Annotated in this window: 18 protein-coding genes; 8 read left to right on the top strand and 10 right to left on the bottom strand. The window is 71.6% G+C overall.

Annotated features, from left to right (window positions below; genetic code table 11):
- Positions 1–54: 54 nt before the first annotated feature.
- From JT1_RS15630 to JT1_RS15610, 5 genes are read left to right on the top strand one after another with little or no spacing between them, the layout of a single operon-like run.
- Positions 55–1179 carry a TAXI family TRAP transporter solute-binding subunit gene (locus JT1_RS15630; protein ID WP_169702035.1) on the top strand — a complete coding sequence of 375 codons (1125 nt, stop codon included), beginning with the start codon at positions 55–57 and terminating at the stop codon, positions 1177–1179.
- A complete protein-coding gene (locus JT1_RS15625) occupies positions 1172–3232 on the top strand; it encodes a TRAP transporter permease (RefSeq protein WP_068328604.1) in 2061 nt (686 codons plus the stop codon). The genes JT1_RS15630 and JT1_RS15625 overlap by 8 nt, the downstream gene beginning before the upstream one ends.
- Positions 3229–4158: a CoA transferase subunit A gene (locus tag JT1_RS15620; protein ID WP_068328601.1), complete on the top strand. Its 930-nt coding sequence runs from the start codon at positions 3229–3231 to the stop codon at positions 4156–4158. Before JT1_RS15625 ends, JT1_RS15620 begins: the two co-directional genes overlap by 4 nt.
- A gap of 5 nt (positions 4159–4163) precedes the next feature.
- A complete protein-coding gene (locus JT1_RS15615; protein ID WP_068329383.1) occupies positions 4164–4952 on the top strand; it encodes a CoA-transferase subunit beta in 789 nt (262 codons plus the stop codon).
- The gene (locus JT1_RS15610; protein WP_068328598.1) at positions 4949–6373 is read left to right on the top strand and encodes an MFS transporter; all 1425 of its coding nucleotides are present in this window, start codon (positions 4949–4951) and stop codon (positions 6371–6373) included. The genes JT1_RS15615 and JT1_RS15610 overlap by 4 nt, the downstream gene beginning before the upstream one ends.
- Here JT1_RS15610 and JT1_RS15605 read toward each other — a convergent pair.
- From JT1_RS15605 to JT1_RS15595, 3 genes are all read right to left on the bottom strand, one after another.
- Positions 6321–7232, bottom strand: coding sequence for a LysR family transcriptional regulator (locus JT1_RS15605; RefSeq protein ID WP_068328595.1), 912 nt, complete (start codon positions 7230–7232; stop codon positions 6321–6323). The genes JT1_RS15610 and JT1_RS15605 overlap by 53 nt on opposite strands.
- 62 nt (positions 7233–7294) lie before the next feature.
- Positions 7295–8755 (bottom strand): LCP family protein, encoded by a 1461-nt coding sequence (locus JT1_RS15600; RefSeq protein WP_068328592.1) that lies wholly within the window; start codon positions 8753–8755, stop codon positions 7295–7297.
- A 171-nt stretch (positions 8756–8926) separates the two neighbouring features.
- Entirely contained in the window at positions 8927–9199 is a 273-nt protein-coding gene (locus JT1_RS15595) for a ribonuclease E inhibitor RraB (protein WP_068328589.1), read from the bottom strand.
- 64 nt (positions 9200–9263) lie between these two features.
- Between JT1_RS15595 and JT1_RS15590 the strand changes: the two genes are divergently transcribed.
- Both JT1_RS15590 and JT1_RS15585 read left to right on the top strand, forming a co-directional pair.
- Positions 9264–9728, top strand: coding sequence for an SRPBCC family protein (locus tag JT1_RS15590; protein ID WP_068328586.1), 465 nt, complete (start codon positions 9264–9266; stop codon positions 9726–9728).
- 46 nt (positions 9729–9774) lie between these two features.
- Entirely contained in the window at positions 9775–10989 is a 1215-nt protein-coding gene (locus JT1_RS15585; RefSeq protein ID WP_068328583.1) for a cysteine desulfurase-like protein, read from the top strand.
- Between the two features lie 52 nt (positions 10990–11041).
- Here JT1_RS15585 and JT1_RS15580 read toward each other — a convergent pair whose 3' ends face one another.
- Positions 11042–11608, bottom strand: coding sequence for a maleylpyruvate isomerase family mycothiol-dependent enzyme (locus tag JT1_RS15580; protein WP_068328580.1), 567 nt, complete (start codon positions 11606–11608; stop codon positions 11042–11044).
- Positions 11609–11748: 140 nt separating this feature from the next.
- Here JT1_RS15580 and JT1_RS15575 point away from each other — a divergent pair, with 140 nt between their 5' ends.
- On the top strand, positions 11749–12588 hold the full coding sequence (locus JT1_RS15575) for an SGNH/GDSL hydrolase family protein (RefSeq protein ID WP_068328577.1): 840 nt from the start codon (positions 11749–11751) through the stop codon (positions 12586–12588).
- Positions 12589–12595: 7 nt separating this feature from the next.
- Here the strand turns inward: JT1_RS15575 and JT1_RS15570 are convergent, their stop codons facing one another.
- The 6 genes from JT1_RS15570 to dnaK form a co-directional block, all read right to left on the bottom strand.
- Entirely contained in the window at positions 12596–12796 is a 201-nt protein-coding gene (locus JT1_RS15570; RefSeq protein WP_068328574.1) for a helix-turn-helix transcriptional regulator, read from the bottom strand.
- On the bottom strand, positions 12796–13224 hold the full coding sequence (locus JT1_RS15565) for a hypothetical protein (RefSeq protein ID WP_068328570.1): 429 nt from the start codon (positions 13222–13224) through the stop codon (positions 12796–12798). The genes JT1_RS15570 and JT1_RS15565 overlap by 1 nt, the downstream gene beginning before the upstream one ends.
- A 68-nt stretch (positions 13225–13292) precedes the next feature.
- The gene (locus JT1_RS15560; protein WP_068328564.1) at positions 13293–13730 is read right to left on the bottom strand and encodes a heat shock protein transcriptional repressor HspR; all 438 of its coding nucleotides are present in this window, start codon (positions 13728–13730) and stop codon (positions 13293–13295) included.
- Between the two features lie 61 nt (positions 13731–13791).
- Entirely contained in the window at positions 13792–14814 is a 1023-nt protein-coding gene (locus JT1_RS15555; RefSeq protein WP_068328563.1) for a DnaJ C-terminal domain-containing protein, read from the bottom strand.
- Positions 14815–14835: 21 nt separating this feature from the next.
- Positions 14836–15477, bottom strand: coding sequence for a nucleotide exchange factor GrpE (locus JT1_RS15550; RefSeq protein ID WP_068328561.1), 642 nt, complete (start codon positions 15475–15477; stop codon positions 14836–14838).
- Positions 15474–17354 (bottom strand): molecular chaperone DnaK, encoded by a 1881-nt coding sequence (gene dnaK / locus JT1_RS15545; RefSeq protein WP_068328556.1) that lies wholly within the window; start codon positions 17352–17354, stop codon positions 15474–15476. The genes JT1_RS15550 and dnaK overlap by 4 nt, the downstream gene beginning before the upstream one ends.
- Positions 17355–17361 lie beyond the last annotated feature (7 nt).

The following is a 17361-nucleotide window of genomic DNA, read 5'->3' as shown; positions in this document are numbered from 1 at the left end:
CGTCACCGATGACGGCAGGTGGTCGACGACGACCACGGGACGAAGGGAGACAGCGTGCGGAGACGAGACCTCCTCAAGCTGACCGCTGCAGGGTCACTGCTCACCCTCGCGGGGTGCGGGACCAACAAGGGCGCGGCCTACGTGGGCGGCCAGCTGTCCATGGCGGTGGTCACGACCTACGGCACCGGCACGGCGACCTACGCCGACATGGCCGCCGTCGCCAACGCCGTGACGGAGGTCAAGGGCCTGCGCACGCGCATCATGACCTCGGACACCGCGATCGGTCGTCTGGCGCCGGTCCGCAAGGGCCAGGCCACCTTTTCCCGCACGGGCGACGAGTACATCTTCGCCTACCGGGCGGAGCACGAGTTCGCCGGACGTTCCTGGGGTCCCCAGCCCACCCGCGTCGTGTGGGCACCCACCGCGCCGCACGGCCTCCTGACCACCGAGAAGTCGGGCATCCGCGAGCTGGCCGACATCCGCGGCAAGAAGGTCCCGCTCATCTCGGCCAACCCTTCCGTCAACACGAAGATCGGTGTGGCACTCAAGGCCGCCGGACTCACCGAGGACGACGTCGAGATGGTCCCGATCAGCTACGGCGAGCAGGCCGAGGGCCTCAAGGCCGGCAAGATCGACTTCCTCTTCCAGCAGGTCTACGGCTCCTCGCTCTTCGAGCTCGAGAGCTCGGTCAAGGTCCGCTGGATCAAGTTCCGCGAGGACGACGACGCGCTGATGGACGCCATCCACGCGCTGAGCCCCTCGCTCATGCTCGGCGAGTTCTCCGGCGCCCCCGGCCAGGCGAAGGGAGCCAAGGACGTCGGCTACGTCTACGCGGTGCCCGTCGTCACCTACGCGACCACCCCGACGGAGACCGTCAGCGACTTCGTCGAGGCGATCCTCGACGCGTACCCGAAGTACAAGGACGCCACCCGCACCGCCAGGGACTGGTCTCCTGAGTCGGCCGTCATCGTGCCGCAGCAGGTGCCCTTCCACGACGGCCTCGTCGCCGTCCTGGAGGAGCGCGGCCTGTGGACCGCCGCGGCGCAGAAGAAGCAGGAGAAGCTCCTCGCGCTCGAGCCGAAGCTCGCCGAGGGCTGGGCGAGCGTCACCGCCGAGCACACCGACGACAAGGAACTCGCGGCCGCGTGGTCGCGCTGGAAGGACGACCACGATGTCTGAGTCCACCCCCACCGCCACCTCGGCAGAGCGGTCGCCGATGACCATCCGCTTCTGGCGGGCCGTCGCGCTCGTCATGACGCTCGGCGGCATCGCCGTCGTCCTGTCGCAGGTCTTCCTGTGGAACCCCTTCGGTCCCACGATGCTGACCAACCAGTTCCTCTACGTCGTCCTGGCCTTCTTCCTCTCCCAGGTCTTCATCTACTACCGGTGGCGCACGCCGACCAAGAGCGCCGAGGTGCTCGCGGCCGAGGAACACCCCGACCACGTCGACCCGGACCACGTCGACCAGGACAGCACCTTCGCGGTGCCGTGGTGGGACGCCCTGCTCTTCGTCGGCACGGCCGCCATGTGCCTGTACCTCGCGGTCAGGGCCGAGGACATCGTCAACCTCGGCTGGGACGTCGAGGCCCCGACGCACATCGCGGTCCTCAGCTACCTGCTCTGGGCGGTCGTGCTCGAGGCGCTGCGCCGCACGGCCGGCCTCGTCGTCACCCTCATCGCCCTGGCCTTCTCGCTCTACCCGATGGTCTCCGCGTCCATCCCCTTCCCCGTGCTCCAGGGCGTCCAGTACGACTCGACCTCCGCCGCGGTGCGGCACTCGCTCGGCGTCGACTCGATCCTCGGCCTGCCGCTGCAGACCGCTGCCGTCATCCTCGTCGGCTTCCTCATCTTCGGCGTGACCCTGCAGCGCATCGGTGGCGCCGACTTCTTCGTCGACGTCGCCCGGGCGATCTTCGGACGCTCCCGCGGAGGCTCGGCCAAGGTCGCGGTCGCCTCCTCGGCCGGCATGGGCATGATGTCCGGCAGCGCGGTCTCCAACGTGCTGACGACCGGCCCGATGACCATCCCGGCCATGAAGAAGGCCGGCTACCCCAAGACCTATGCCGCCGGCATCGAGGCGACCGCCGCGGCGGGCGGCTCGATCACCCCGCCCATCATGGGCACCGCCGCGTTCCTCATGGTCTCCTTCCTCGGCATCCCGTACTCCGAGGTCGCGATCGCCGCCGCGATCCCCGCTTTCCTCTACTACCTCGGCATCTACATCCAGGTCGACGCGCACGCCGCGGGCCACAACCTGCGCGGTGAGGCCAAGCACCTGCTGCCGCGCATGTGGCCCACCGTCAAGGCCGGCTGGCCGTACATCTTCGCCATCGTCCTGCTGACCTTCCTGCTCGTCGTGCGCAAGGACGAGGCCCAGGCCCCCTTCATCACCGTCGCCGCGATGCTCCTGATCGCCTTCGTCCGACCGGCCGACCGCCTGCGCCTGCGGGGCCTGCGCGACATCGTCGTGGCCTCCGGCCGCGCGGTCGCCGAGATCACCGGCATCATCGCCGGCGTCGGGCTCATCGTCGGCGGCCTGTCGATGTCGGGCGTCTCGCTCTCCCTCGCCCGCGAGCTCGTCGCCGTCGTCGGTGACAACGTCCTGCTCATCCTCGTCGCCGGGGCCCTGACCTCCTTCATCCTCGGCATGGGCATGACGATCTCCGCGGTGTACGTCTTCCTCGCGATCGTCATGACGCCGGCGCTCGTGGCCCTCGACGTCAACCCCGTCGCGGCGCACCTCTTCGTCATCTACTGGGCGGCCGCGTCGTACATCACGCCCCCGGTCGCCCTGGCGGCCTTCGCGGCGGCCAACATCGCCAAGTCGCACCCCATGGCGACCGGGTTCATGGCCATGCGCCTCGGAGCGGTGAAGTACATCATCCCGTTCTGCTTCGCCCTCAACCCCGCGCTCGTCGCGCAGGGCTCGCTCGGCCAGATCGCCCTCTCGCTGGTGCTCGCCATCGTCGGTGTCTTCGTCATGGCGTCCGGCTTCGAGGGGTGGATGCCCTTCGTCGAGCGTCGCCTCGGCATCGTCACGCGGCTCATCGCGATCGGCGCCGGCCTCTGCCTGCTCCTGCCGGAGACCACCACGCACCTCGCGGGCGTCGTCGTCTCGGTCGCCCTGGCCGTCTTCCTCAGGCTGCGGCCGCCGTCGCAGCCGACCGGGTCCGGTGGGGCCGAGCTCGAGACCGAGCGCGAGGACGCGCGGGCCACGGCGGTCCTGGCATGAGCGCGCGCACGTCCAAGGTCAGCACCCTCCGGGACGCCATCGCGACCCACGTGACGGACGGGATGACGGTGGCCCTCGAGGGCTTCGGCCACCTCATCCCCTTCGCCGCCGGCCACGAGATCATCCGGCAGGGGCGGCGCGACCTCACCCTGTGCCGCATGACGCCCGACATCCTGTCGGACCAGATGCTCGCGGCGGGGTGCGTCTCCAAGCTCGTCGCCTCGTTCTTCGCCTCCGGTTCCGCCGGGTCGCTCTACGAGATCCGGCGCCGACTGGAGCAGGCCGACCCCGAGCCGCTCGAGGTGGAGGAGTACAGCCACTACGGCATGTACTGCCGCTACCAGGCCGGGGCGTCCCAGCTGCCCTTCTTCCCCCTTCGCTCGTACGTCGGGAGCGACCTGCCACGGGTCAACGACCGCATCCGCGCCGTCCAGAGCCCCTACGGCGAGGGCGAGGTCTACGTCGTCCCCGCCCTCAACCCCGACGTCACGATCATCCACGCGCAGCGCGCGGACGAGTACGGCAACACCCAGCTGTGGGGCATCACCGGCGCCCAGCAGGAGGCGGCCTACGCGGCCGGCACCGTCATCGTCACCGTCGAGGAGATCGTGCCCACCGAGGTCGTGCGCTCCGACCCCAACCGGACGCTCGTGCCCGCCCATGCCGTCGACGCGGTCGTCGCCGTCCCGCACGGCGCGCACCCGTCCTACGCGCAGGGCTACTACGACCGTGACAGCGCCTTCTACCGCGAGTGGACCCCGATCTCCCGCGACCGCGACGCGATCCGTCGGTGGGTGCAGGAGGAGATCGTCGACCAGCCCGACCACGCGGCCTACCTGGAGCGCGTCGGGCGCGATCGCCTCGACGGGCTGCAGGTGGCCCCGCGGCCGGCCGAGACCGTCGACTACGGAAGGAAGCGCCTGTGACCACCATGACCACCCCCCCGGTGTCGGACGTGCGCCCCGACAGCACGGAGTACCTCGCCGTCGTCGCGGCCCGCGAGCTCGCCGGCGCCCGGCGCATCTTCGCCGGTGTCGGCCTGCCGACCCTCGCCGTCGACCTCGCCAAGCGCACGGTCAACAGCGACCTCGAGCTCGTCTACGAGTCCGGTGTCTGCGGCGCCCACCCGGAGACCATGGCCGAGGGCATCGCCGACTTCACGCTCGTCTCGGGCGCCGAGGCCGTGGTCTCCATGCAGGCCCTCTTCGGCTACGTCCTCCAGGGCGGCAATGTCGACGTCGGCTTCCTCGGCGCCGCGCAGGTCGACCGGGAGGGCAGCCTCAACACCTCGGTCATCGGCGACTGGGAGCGACCGCAGGTGCGCCTGCCCGGCTCCGGCGGCGCCGCCGACATCATCGCCAGCGCCAAGGAGTGCTTCGTCGTCCTGCGGCGTCACGACCTGTCGTCGCTGCCGGCCCTGGTGGACTTCTGCACCTCACCGAGCCCGGTGCGCGCCCACCGGGAGACCGGCCGCCTCGCCCCGGTCGGCGGAGGTGTCACGACGGTCATCACCCCCCTGGGTGTCCTGCGTCGCGACCCCGACGGGCCGGAGCTCGAGCTGGCTCAGGTCCACGCCGGCGTGAGCGTCGACGAGGTCCGTGAGCGCACCGGCTGGGACCTCGTGGTGCGCGACGACCTCGTCGTCACCCCTCCCCCGACGGTGGAGGACGTCCGGTTGCTGCGCGAGGAGATCGACACGGTCAGGCTGTACCTGCGGTGAGGCACGAGGGGGCGGAGCCGGAGGTGCGCGCGGGCGCGGGCACCCCTACCCGCCCCCCCGGCCGCACGGCCTACCTGGCCCTGCTCTCGGTCACCTCGCTCGGGACGATCTCGAGCACGGTGATGTCCGCTCCGATCAACGAGATCGCCGCGACGATCGGGGCCACCGACCGCGGCATCGTGCTCGCGGTGTCCGCCTTCACCATCGCCATGGTCGTCACCTCCCCCGTCGCCGGGTGGCTCGCCGACCGGATGGGCCCGCGCCGGTACCTCTTCGTCTCGCTCGGCCTGATGGTCCTCGGCCAGGGCATGGCGGGGATCTCGGACGACCTGACGACGCTCGTCGTCGCCCGCACGGTCCAGGGCGTCGCCTGCTCAGGGATCCCGGCCTGCGTGCAGTACCTGCTCTCGATGCACTGGCCCCACCAACGTCGTCGGTCGATGGCCGCATGGGCCTCGGCGATCGGGATGGGCCAGGCGGTCGGGCCGGTCACGGGAGGCGCCGTGGCCCAGGCCTTCGGGTGGCGCTGGGTCTTCGGCGCCGCCGCGCTCGTGGTCGTGGTCGTCCTCGCCGTCCTGCTGCGCAGCCTCCCCCACGACCGCCCCACCCCGACGGTGGCACTCATGGACATGAGGGCCCTCGTGGCCCTGACCGTCGGCGCCGGGCTCCTCGCGGTCGGCCTCACCGGGATGGGCCAGGGATGGCCCGGCGCGTCGGCCGCGCTCACCGCGGTCGCCGTCACCCTCCTCGCCGTCGTCCTGCGCCCGGGACGTCGACCGCCCGTGCTCGGCGAGGTGGGCCGCGACCCGGCGTACGCCGTCACGACACTGGCTGCCTCCGCGGCGATGGCGACGATGGGGATCACCCTCGTCAGCGTGCCGGTCTACATGGGCACGGTGCTCGCGCTCGGACCGGGCGTCATCGGCGCCTCGACGCTCACGCTGGCCGTGGGCATGGTGACCTTCGCGCCCGTCGCCGGCCGCATCGCCGGCCGGGTCGGCACGAGTCGCACGCTCGCCGGCGGCCTGGTCCTCATCATCGCGGCCACCACCGGCCTCGGGGTGGCGGAGGCGTGGATCACGACCGTCTCGGCGCTCGCGGTGCTCCTCGTCCTCCTCTTCGGCGTGGGCTGCGGTATCGCCACCGTGCAGAGCATGGCGGCCGTGGCGCTGCTCGACGTCGCCGGCGGCTCCGGCTCCGCGATGGGGGTGCACAACATCGGCAGGTTCTCCGGGCTCTGCGCCGGCTACGCCTGGCTGGCCCTGACCCTCCCCCATGATGAGCCGGTCCTCGTCCACATCGGCTCCGCGGGCGTCGCGATGGTCTCGCTCATGGCCATGCTCGTCACATCGGCCCGTCGGCAGGGCCTCAGCGGCCGGCGTGCTCCGGAGCCGGGAAGACCTGCTCCGACATCTCGATGACCCGTCGCAGGGCCGGGCTGGGGTCGTCCGAGCGCCAGGCCAGGCTCGCCCGGGTGTGCGGGTCGGTGCCCGCGAGCGGGATGACGCTCAGCCCGCGGCGGTCCAGCGTCTCGAAGGCGCTGTCGATGCTCAGCGTGATCCCGACGCCGGCGGCGACGAGCGCCATGATCGTCCAGCTGTCCGGTGCCTGCTGCGCGATCCGTGGCACGTACCGGGCGGCGTGCGCCCGCTCGAAGAGGGCCTCGCGCACGACCGACCCGCTCGCCGCGTCCAGCACCACCCACGACTCCGCGGACAGCTCGTCCATCGAGAGGTGCTGCCGACCGGCCAGCGGGTGGTCCTCGTGGAGGACCACGACGAGGTTCTCGCGCTGGACGACACGGGCAGCGATGCCCGGTGGCGGGCCGTCGGAGAAGCGCACGATGGCCATGTCGAGCTCGTGGCTCATCAGCTGCCCCACCGAGTCGCTGCCGTAGACGAAGCTCGTGAGTCCCAGCTCGATCCCCGGGTAGGCGTTGCGCATCGCGCGGGCGAGGTCACTGACGGGGCGGTGCGACGAGGGCCCGGCGAACCCGATCCGGACGTGACCGGTCTCCCCCGCGCCCGCGTGCACGACCGCCCGCTCGGCGTCCTCGAACGCGACGACGATCGCCCGGGCGTGCGGCAGCAGCGCCTCACCCTGCACGGTGAGCCGCACCGACCTCGTCGTGCGGTCGAAGAGGGCGCTGCCGAGGCTGCGCTCGAGCTGCTTGATCGTCCGGCTCAGCGGCGGCTGGGCCATGTGGAGACGCTGGGCCGCGCGACCGAAGTGCAGCTCCTCGGCGACCGCGAGGAAGGCCCGGACGTGGTGAAGCTCCATGCCTCATTCTCCCATCCCACCCGGAGCGGCACCGCCGGTGCCGGGGCCCGGCGGCTCGGTACTCAGCAGGTCGAGGTGATGTCGCTCAGCTCGTCACCGGTGGAGGTGCTCGACGAGGGCGTCGGGGTGGTCGTCGTGGACGACGTGGTCGCCGACGGCTTCTTCTTCCCGGGCGTGGTCTTCGGCGGGTCGACCGCCTTCTGGACCATCTGGTGGATCTTGACGTAGTCCGGCTGGTTGACGTCGATGTTCTGGTTGGTGAGCGGCAGCGACTTGATCGAGCCGCCCTCCTGGATGCGCAGGACGAGCTCGGCCCAGGCCCCGAGGTCCTGCTGCGGGATGTCGACCTTGACGTTGTCGCGCAGGGTCTTGGCCAGAGCCGGGTAGCGCACGAGCATCGATGTCGGGTTGACCTGGTTGAGCAGCGCGCCGACCATGCAGCGCTGGCGCCGCATCCGGGAGAAGTCGCCGTCGGCGGACTCGGCGCGGGAGCGCGAGTACCACAGGGCCCGGTAGCCGTTGAGGCGCTGGACGCCCGGCTCGATGTACCCGGTCGTGCCCACGACGTTGCCACCGGGATCGATGTGGCAGCCGATGCACACCCGCTCCTTGACGTCGATCTCGACGCCGCCCATCGCGTCGACGAGCTGGGTGAAGCCCTGGAGGTTGATGACGGTCGTGTAGTCGATGTCGAGGCCGAGGACCTGCGAGGCCGCGTCCTTGGTCACCGTCAGCCCCGGGTTGGGATCGCCCGGGAAGAGCGCGGCGTTGTCGCGGCCCAGGGTCCAGACGTACTCCATGAGGCACTCGTCGCCGCAGTTGAACCCCTCCGGGTACTGCTTCGACAGCGGGTTGTCCGCCGAGAAGGGGATGTTCTGCAGGTTGCGGGGGATGCCGAAGAGGACGGTCTCGCCGGTCTGCGTGTCCACGCTCGCGACCATGACCGAGTCAGGGCGGATGCCGTCGCGGTCCTGGCCGGCGTCGGAGCCGACGAGCATGATGTTGACCCGCTCGGTGCCGGCCCACGGGTCCTCGCCCTCGACGGGCGCGGCCGCGCCGTCCGGGCGGAACTTCTCGAAGACGGTGCCGATGACCGAGCGCTGGATGACGGCGTACCGGACCGACTGCGCGGCCGGCGCGAAGACCAGGATCGACGCGAACGCGGCGAAGACGACCATCGCGACCTTGGATCGCCCCCGCGTGCCCTCCGGCAGGTTGTCGCGAGCGGTGGTGATGATCCCCCAGATCCACACGAGAGCGCCGACGACGACGAGCGGGATGAGCACCATCAGGGCCCGACGGCTCACGCCGACGCTGATGACCGAGGAGGTCACCCCCTTCGTCAGCATCCAGCCGAGCGCGGCCAGGAGGGCGATGACGAAGCCGGTGAGGATCGCGATGCCGGTGCGCCGCCGGGTGCGGATCAGGCCGAGGCCGGGGACGAGCGTGCTCGCGGCCGTCAGGGTGTAGTACCTGCGGGCCTGTAGCGCCTTGCGCCGCGAGATGCGGGCGCGTTCCCCCAAGGCACGGCTGTGCCCGGTCTCGCTCTCAGGTACCAACTGGCCCTACCTCCGACGTCCGGGACCCGTGGACGATCGGGCGCCATCCGTGGGGAGTTCGTCATCATATCGTGACACGAAGATGGCCCCGGGACGCAAACTCGCCGGGTGACGACCCTGCTCACGCGGGTCGGGTCACGCGCCGGTCGCCGGCTCCGGGTCGTACCACCCGTCGAACTCCTCGGCCAGCGCCGCGAAGCGCTCGCGCAGCCCGTGGGCCACCGCGCCACCGTCGTCGCCGACCATCTCCTCGCGCACGTGCACGGCCCACTCGTGGTCCTCGCCATCGTCCTCACCCGCGAGGGCCTCACGGACGACGCGGACCTCGGTGAAGCCCTCGTCGCGCAGGTCGTCGGCGATGCGCTCGGCGTCGTCACGGTCGGGGAAGACCATCAGGTGCTCGGACATGGCTCCAGCCTGACACGCCGCCAGGGGTGGACACCGACCGGCTTCGCGTGGTGTCGTCGAGGGCATGGCACAGGAGCAGAGGATCACCGTCCAGCGCACCATCGACGCGCCCGCCAAGGACGTCTTCGAGGTGCTGACCAACCCGGAGCGGCACGCGGAGCTCGACGGGTCCGGCTTCGTCCGATCGGACGAGAAGACCGACCGGATCCAGGCCGTCGGCGACGTGTTCCGGATGAACATGTCGGGCGACCACATGGGTGGCGACTACCAGACCGACAACCACGTCACCGCCTTCGACCCGAACAAGATGGTCGGCTGGAAGACCGCGCCCGCCGGCACCGAGCCGCCCGGCTGGGAGTGGCTGTGGGAGCTGGAGCCGCAGGGTCCCGACAGCACGCTCGTGACGCACACCTACGACTGGAGCGCCGTGACCGACAAGGCGCTCCTCGACAAGGTGGGCTTCCCGCTCGTCAAGGAGGGGCAGCTCGAGGAGACCCTCGGTCGCCTCGCCGCAGCCGTGAGCAGCTGAGCGGACCACCCTGCCGCGCGGCGGCGCCGACCTGCATGATCGACCCATGCCCCTCGACGTCGCCGCGCTCCGCACCGCCTTCCCCTCCCTCACCTCCGGGATCGCCCACTTCGACGGACCGGGCGGGACGCAGACACCCGCCGTCGTCGGCGAGGCGATCGTCCGCACGCTCACCGGACCGCTGTCCAACCGTGGCACGTCCGTGCTCAGCGAGCAGCGCGCCGAGGAGTCCGTCGCGACCTTCCGCGCCGCGATGGCCGACCTGCTCGGCGCAGACCCCCGCGGCATCGTGCACGGCCGGAGCGCGACGCAGCTGACCTTCGACGTCGCCCGGACGATGGCGAAGGGGTGGGGCCCGGGCGACGAGGTCGTCGTCACCGAGCTCGACCACGACTGCAACGTCCGGCCCTGGGTCATCGCCGCCGAGTCCGTCGGCGCGACCGTCCGCTGGCTGCGCCTGGACCCCACGACGGCCGAGCTCGACCTCTCCACGCTCGACGTCGTCTCCGAGCGGACCCGCGTCGTCGCGGTGACCGGGGCGAGCAACCTGCTCGGCACCCGTCCGCCGGTCGCCGCGATCGCCGAGCGGGCCCACGCCGCAGGCGCGCTCGTCCACGTCGACGGGGTGCACCTGACCGCGCACGCCGCCGTCGACGTCGCCGCGCTCGGCGCCGACCTCTACGTCTGCTCGCCGTACAAGTTCTTCGGCCCGCACGGCGCGGCCCTGGCCGCCTCCCCCGCCCTGCTCGAGACGCTGCGCCCCGACAAGCTGCTGCCGTCGAGCGACGCGGTGCCCGAGCGCTTCGAGCTCGGGACGCTGCCCTACGAGCAGCTCGCCGGCGCGAGCGCGGCCGTGGAGTTCATCGCCGACCTGGCCCCGGAGGGCCCGTCACGACGTGAGCGGCTCGTCGCGGCGCACTCTCTGGTCCACGAGCACGAGAGCGGGCTGCGGGCCTGCATCGAGTCCGGGCTCGCCGACCTCGGTGACCGGGTCGTGCTCCACTCGCGGGCGGCGGACCGGACGCCGACGCTCTTCATGACCTTCCCGGGTCGGGACGCGCGCCGGGTCGCCGCCGCGCTCGCCGACCGGGACGTGCTCGCGCCGGCCGGGACCTTCTACGCGTACGAGACCTTCCGCACCCTCGGCCTCGACGTGGACTGCGGCCTGCGCGTGGGCGTCGCGCCCTACACCGACGACGCGGACGTCGACCGGCTGCTGGAGGGCCTGGCCCACGCCCTGTCCTCCCCGACACTCGGGTGATGGCCGCAATCGGGCGCCGGTAGCGGCCATCGCCCGAGTCTCGACGGGGCGGTCAGCGGGGGTCGCGGCCGGTGTCGGCCAGGACCCGGTCCTGGCGGGAGGCGTCCGGGCCCACCTCGACGGCGGGGCCGCACACGCCCTCGCCGCGGATCTGCTCGCCGAACCCCTCGATCGCGCGCTCGACCTCGTCGAGCTCGCGGTCGGTGAGGACGACGTCGACACCCGCGGCACGGCCGATGTCCCAGCGGTGCACGAGCAGGTCGAAACCGTAGAACTGGTCGAAGGCGCCGCCCACGGTGCTCGTGCCGAAGGGCGTCTCGTAGGGCCGCTCGGCGAAGGTCGAGTCGGCGAGCTGGCGCGCCACGGCCTCGGCGTGCGTGCGCCACGCCGTCGGCGCCCCGAGGGCCTCGACGGTCGGGGCCGGGTCGGGCAGGTCGGCGCCGGCCTTGAGCATGAAGTCCCGCTGCGTGTCGATGAGGTGCTGCAGGACGTCGAGCCCGCTCCAGCCCTCGCAGGGGCTCGCCCCGGCGATGGCCTGCGGGTCGAGCGAGTCGACGAGACGCATGAGCGGGGTGTTCTTGCGGTCGAAGACCGACGCGGCATCACGAGGCAGGGGCATGCGGACAGCCTGCCAGCCCCTCGTGACGACCGCCACGGTCTCCCCCCTTCGACCTGCGGATGAACGTCGGGCGGCGAGATGGCGAAGGGAGCGCCCGGCACCTTGATCCGGGCCGACCGCCCGGCGAGCATGGCCCCGTCATGAGCGGACTCTTCGTCGCGGTCGGCGACTCCTTCACCGAGGGCGTGGGCGATCCGCACCTGCACTACCCCAACCAGGTCCGCGGGTGGGCCGACCGGCTGGCCCGCCAGCTCGGCCGGGCGGACCCGACGTGGCGCTACGCCAACCTCGCGGTCCGCAGCAAGTTCCTCCACCAGGTCGTCGCGCACCAGCTCGAGCCGGCCCTCGCGATGGACCCGACCCACATCTCCTTCGCCGCGGGCGGCAACGACCTGCTGTCGCTGCGCACCGACCTGGACTCACTCGCGCTGCGCTACGAGGCCGCCCTGCTGCGGCTCGTCGGCTCCGGGGCCGAGGTCATCGTCTTCACGACCTTCGAGCCGCGGGCCTCGCGCCTGCTCGAGCCGCTCGTGCGGCGGGCGCGCGGCTTCAACGCCGCGATCCGGGACCTCGCCAGCACGCACGGCGCGACCCTCGTCGACCACACGCTCATGCGTGAGTACGACCACCCCTCGCTCTGGGCGCTCGACCGCATCCACATGTCGCGGCACGGGCACAAGCGGATGGCGGCGGCGGTCGCCCACCAGCTCGGCCTGCCGCACACGCTCAAGCTGCGCGACCTCGTCCCGCACGAGCCGACCGGCTGGCGGCACGTCGTGGGCACGGAGGCAAGGTTCGTCCGCGAGGAGGTCGTCCCGCTCGTGCAGCGGCGCCTGCGGCGGGAGTACGAAGGGGACACCACGCGCGCCAAGTGGCCCGAGCCGATCCACCCCGCCGACGGCATGAAGCGCCTCGCCGCGGAGCAGGCCGCCGTCGAGCGCCGGCTGCGCGCCTGGGGTGAGGTGCTCGACCGGGTGTGAGACCCCGTCACTCGCCGACGTCGGGCCGGAAGATCTCCTCGATCGTGCACCCGAAGGTCTCCGCGAGGCGGAAGGCGAGCGGCAGGCTGGGGTCGAAGCGACCGCGCTCGATGGAGATGACGGTCTGCCGGGAGACGCCCAGCTCCTGCGCCAGGCGCGCCTGGGACCAGCCGAGCTGCGCCCGGCGCGCGGCCAGGTCGTTGTCCATCAGGACTCGCGGCGCGAGATGACCGCGTAGCGCAGGGTCGCGTCGACGCCGGCCGCCACGACGACCGCGAGCAGGACCAGCCCGCCGGGGAGGTCCATGTCGAGGACCGAGGTCAGCGTGAGGGCGACGCCTGCAGCGAGGACCAGGTCGACGAAGGCACCCGAGCACGCGCGCTCGACCCACCGCGCCTCGACGCTGTCCTCGACGTGCGGGTCGGGCTGGACGGTGTGGCCCGAGACGAAGACCAGCCAGCCCAGGGCGATCGCCGGGCCGAGCGTGCACGCGGCGAAGACGACGGCCACGGGCCAGAACTCGTCGGCGCGCACCCACCCCGCCACGGCTCCGGCGACGGCTGCGACGAGGAGGGCGAGCGCCCCTGCCCTCACGTACGCGCCCGTCGGTGCCGTCGGCCTCGTCGTCGTGGTCATGTTCTCCCCCTGAGAGTCAAGCGTGCTTTACAGGAGACAGTACAGCACGCTTGACAGCACGAAGGGAGTCAGCGTCGGCCGCGTGGCTCCCAGACGACGAGCGCCTGACCACCCGTGCGCGGGCTGGGCCGCTGCCCGTGGCGCAGGGCCACGATCTCCCCCTGCGAGCCGACGGCGAAGAAGCGCCGCCCGCGGCCGAGGGCCTCGCGGGCGGCGCCGAGCTCCTCGTCGAGCTCCGCGACCCGGGCACGCAGCGCCTCGACCTGGTGCTCGAGGTCGAAGATGCGCTGGATCGCCGCGAGCGAGACGCCCTCCTCCTGGGAGAGGCGCTGCACCTCGCGCACCCGGGTGACGTCGGCGGCGCTGTAGCGTCGGCCGCCACCCCGGGTGCGCGAGGGCGTGACGAGCCCGATCCGGTCGTACTGGCGCAGCGTCTGCGCGTGCATGCCGGCGAGCTCGGCGGCAACGGAGATGGCGTAGACGGGCGTGCGGTCGTCACCACTCATGGCGGATCCGTGCAATGTGCCCACCTCCCTTCGTCATCGGTGCGTCACCAGTGCGTCGCGGTCAGGCGCTCGCGGCGGCGAACAGCGCGGCACGCGGGTCATCGGTGCGGGCATCGCGCAGGACCTCGACCGCCTCGCGCTCGGCCTCGCTGAGCTCGGTCGGCACGATGATCTGGACCTTGGCGAGCAGATCGCCGGTGGCCTTCTTCGTCGCGATGCCGCGTCCCTTGAGCCGCAGGACGCGGCCGCTCGGGGTCCCCGGCGCGATCCTGACCTTGACCTGCGACCCGTCGAGGGTCGGCACGGCGACCGTGGCACCGAGGGCGGCCTCGGCGAAGGTCACCGGCAGGTCGAGGGTCAGGTTGTCGCCGTCGCGGCCGTAGACCGGGTGCTTGCCCACCGACACGGTGAGGATGAGGTCACCGCGGGGCCCGCCCTGGTCGCCGTGACCTCCCTTGCCGCGCAGGCGGATCTTCTGGCCGTCCTTGACGCCGGCAGGGATCCTGGCGTTGACCTTCTCGCCGTTGACGGTCAGGGCGATGGTGCGCCCCTCGACCGCATCGCGGAAGGACAGCTCGGTGCGGGCGGTGAGGTCCTGGCCCTTGACCGGGCCCCGCGGGGCGCGGAAGCCCGCGCCCTGCTCGCCGAAGCCGGCGCCGCCGCCCCCGCCGAACATCGACAGGATGTCCTCGAGGTCGGGCTCGCCCGCCCCACCCCCGGCGAAGGGGGAGCCGCCGCCGGTGCTGTAACGCACCCGCGAGCCGCCCCCTCCCCCGCCGAAGGCGGAGAAGATGTCCTCGAAGCCTGCGCCCCCACCCGGGCCACCGGCGGTGAATCGCGCACCGCCGCCGGCCATCGAGCGGATGGCGTCGTACTCACGACGCTGCTCCGGGTCGGAGAGCACGGCGTGCGCCTCGCCGACGTCCTTGAACTTCTGCTCGGCGGCGTCGTCCCCGGCATTGCGGTCGGGGTGGTACTGCTTGGCGAGCTTGCGGTAGGCCTTCTTGATCTCGGCGGTATCAGCGTCCTTGGCGACACCCAGGACCGCGTAGAAGTCCTTGTCCAACCAGTCCTGACTGGCCATGTCTCCTCCTCTCGGTGGTGGTTACTGCGGGTCGGCGACCGCGACGCGGGCGGCGCGCAGGACGCGCTCGCCGGCGCGGTAGCCGGGCTGGAGCACGGTGACGACCGTCGTGGCCGTCGCGTCGCTCGGCAGCTCCGGGTCGGAGGCGTCCCACGCGCCGTGCATGAGGGCCTCGTGCACGTTGGGGTCGAAGGCCTCGCCCTTGACGCCCACGCGCTCCAGACCCTGCTTGGTGAGGACCTGCTCGAGCTTGTCGGCGATCGCGCGGAAGGGGGAGCCCTCCGGCAGGTCGCCGTGCTGCTCGGCGAGGTGGATCTCGTCGAGGACCGGCAGGAGCGACTCGAGCAGGTCGTGGACGGCGCGCTCCTTGTGCACCGGGAGGTCCCGGTCGACGCGACGCTTGTAGTTGACGTACTCGGCCTGGAGGCGCAGGTAGTCGTCCTGGAGCTGGTCGGCGCGGGCCGTGTCGGGGTGGACCTCGGCGTCTCCGGTGGCCTCCCCTTCGCCCGGGGCGGTGGCCCCGTCGGCCGGGGTGGCCGACTTGGGCGCAGCGTCGGCCGCGTCCTCGTCGACCACCTCGGCGTCGACGACCTGCTCCTCGGCCTGGGGGTCGGCGGCCTGGGCCGTCGCCTCGGGGTCGATCGGCTGGTTGGCGTCGGTCACTTCTTCTCCTCGTCGTCGTCGACCACCTCGGCGTCGACGATGTCGTCGTCACCCTCGGCGGCCGGCTGCTCGGCACCCTCGGCGCCGGGAGCACCCTCGCCCTGCTCGGCGGTGGCCGCGTAGAGGGCGGCGCCCATCTTCTGCGACTCCTCGTTGAGGGTGTCGACCTTCGTGGTGATGTCCTCGACGGAGGCCCCGGACTCGGGCTTGAGCGCCTCCTTGAGGTCGGCGAGGGCGTCGTCGACGGGCTTGCGCTGCTCGTCGGTCAGCTTGTCGCCGGACTCGCCGAGGAACTTCTCGGTGGAGTAGACGAGGTTCTCGCCGTTGTTGCGCGCCTCGGTCTCCTCGCGACGCTTCTTGTCCTCGTCGGCGTGCGCCTCGGCCTCCTTGACCATGCGCTCGATCTCCTCCTTCGACAGCGCGGAGCCGCCGGAGATGGTGATCTTCTGCTCCTGGCCGGTGCCGCGGTCCTTGGCGGTGACGTGCACGATGCCGTTGGCGTCGATGTCGAAGGTGACCTCGACCTGCGGCACGCCGCGCGGCGCCGGCGCGATGCCGGAGAGCTCGAAGGTGCCGAGGTTCTTGTTCTGCTGGGCGATCTCGCGCTCACCCTGGAAGACCTGGATGAGGACGGAGGGCTGGTTGTCCTCCGCGGTGGAGAAGACCTCCGAGCGCTTCGTCGGGATGGCGGTGTTGCGCTCGATGAGCTTGGTGAAGAGCCCGCCCTTGGTCTCGATGCCGAGCGAGAGCGGCGTGACGTCGATGAGCAGGACGTCCTTGCGCTCGCCCTTGAGGACACCGGCCTGCAGGGCCGCGCCGAGCGCGACGACCTCGTCCGGGTTGACGCCCTTGTTCGGCTCCTTGCCACCCGTGAGCTCCTTGACGAGCGAGCTGACGGCCGGCATGCGGGTGGAGCCACCGACGAGGACGACGTGGTCGATGTCGGAGAGCTGGACGCCCGCGTCCTTGATGACGTTCTGGAAGGGGGCCTTGGTGCGGTCGAGCAGGTCCTTGGTCATCTGCTCGAAGTTCGCGCGGGAGAGCGACTCGTCGAGGTGGATGGGGCCGTTCTCGCCCATGGACAGGTACTGCAGGTTGATCGAGGTGTTCGACGAGGAGGACAGCTCCTTCTTCGCCTGCTCCGCGGCGTCGCGCAGACGCTGCATGGCGATCTTGTCGCCGGAGAGGTCGACGCCGGTGTTGTTCTTCACCTGCGTGAGGAGGTGCTTGACGATGCGCTCGTCCCAGTCGTCGCCACCGAGCTGGTTGTCACCGGAGGTCGCGCGGACCTGGATGGTGGAGAAGCCGTCCTCCGGGTCCTTGCCGACCTCGAGGAGGGAGACGTCGAAGGTGCCACCGCCGAGGTCGAAGACGAGGATGAGCTCGTCCTCCTTGCCCTTGTCGAGGCCGTAGGCCAGCGCCGCGGCGGTGGGCTCGTTGACGATGCGCAGGACGTTCAGGCCCGCGATCTCGCCGGCCTCCTTGGTGGCCTGGCGCTCGGCGTCGTCGAAGTAGGCGGGGACGGTGATGACCGCGTCGGTCACGTCCTCACCGAGGTAGGACTCGGCGTCGCGCTTGAGCTTCTGCAGCGTGCGGGCGCTGATCTCCTGCGAGGTGTACTTCTTGCCGTCGATGTCGTCGGTCGTCCAGTCGGTGCCCATGTGGCGCTTGACCGAGCGGATGGTGCGGTCGGCGTTGGTCACCGCCTGACGCTTGGCGATGTCGCCGACGAGGACCTCGCCGCCCTTGGAGAAGGCGACGACGGACGGGGTGGTGCGGCCACCCTCGGCGTTCGGGATGATCGTGGGCTCGCCACCCTCGAGGACGGCGACGGCAGAGTTGGTGGTTCCGAGGTCGATGCCAACGGCACGGGCCATGGGGCGC

The organism is Janibacter terrae NBRC 107853, from assembly GCF_001591405.1.
Lineage (GTDB): Bacteria > Actinomycetota > Actinomycetes > Actinomycetales > Dermatophilaceae > Janibacter > Janibacter terrae.
Note: the sequence above shows the minus strand (reverse complement) of the source record. Positions and strands in the feature narration are given on the sequence as shown.

Excerpts from the sequence above, each read along its gene's own strand:
- JT1_RS15575 (WP_068328577.1), top strand. The coding sequence starts at position 11,749 with ATGAGCGGACTCTTCGTCGCGGTCGGCGACTCCTTCACCGAGGGCGTG.
- JT1_RS15605 (WP_068328595.1), bottom strand. The coding sequence starts at position 7,232 with ATGGAGCTTCACCACGTCCGGGCCTTCCTCGCGGTCGCCGAGGAGCTG.
- JT1_RS15570 (WP_068328574.1), bottom strand. The coding sequence starts at position 12,796 with ATGGACAACGACCTGGCCGCGCGCCGGGCGCAGCTCGGCTGGTCCCAG.
- JT1_RS15580 (WP_068328580.1), bottom strand. The coding sequence starts at position 11,608 with ATGCCCCTGCCTCGTGATGCCGCGTCGGTCTTCGACCGCAAGAACACC.
- JT1_RS15560 (WP_068328564.1), bottom strand. The coding sequence starts at position 13,730 with ATGAGTGGTGACGACCGCACGCCCGTCTACGCCATCTCCGTTGCCGCC.
- JT1_RS15625 (WP_068328604.1), top strand. The coding sequence starts at position 1,172 with ATGTCTGAGTCCACCCCCACCGCCACCTCGGCAGAGCGGTCGCCGATG.
- JT1_RS15565 (WP_068328570.1), bottom strand. The coding sequence starts at position 13,224 with ATGACCACGACGACGAGGCCGACGGCACCGACGGGCGCGTACGTGAGG.
- JT1_RS15590 (WP_068328586.1), top strand. The coding sequence starts at position 9,264 with ATGGCACAGGAGCAGAGGATCACCGTCCAGCGCACCATCGACGCGCCC.
- JT1_RS15615 (WP_068329383.1), top strand. The coding sequence starts at position 4,164 with ATGACCACCCCCCCGGTGTCGGACGTGCGCCCCGACAGCACGGAGTAC.
- dnaK (WP_068328556.1), bottom strand. The coding sequence starts at position 17,354 with ATGGCCCGTGCCGTTGGCATCGACCTCGGAACCACCAACTCTGCCGTC.
- JT1_RS15595 (WP_068328589.1), bottom strand. The coding sequence starts at position 9,199 with ATGTCCGAGCACCTGATGGTCTTCCCCGACCGTGACGACGCCGAGCGC.
- JT1_RS15585 (WP_068328583.1), top strand. The coding sequence starts at position 9,775 with ATGCCCCTCGACGTCGCCGCGCTCCGCACCGCCTTCCCCTCCCTCACC.
- JT1_RS15620 (WP_068328601.1), top strand. The coding sequence starts at position 3,229 with ATGAGCGCGCGCACGTCCAAGGTCAGCACCCTCCGGGACGCCATCGCG.
- JT1_RS15555 (WP_068328563.1), bottom strand. The coding sequence starts at position 14,814 with ATGGCCAGTCAGGACTGGTTGGACAAGGACTTCTACGCGGTCCTGGGT.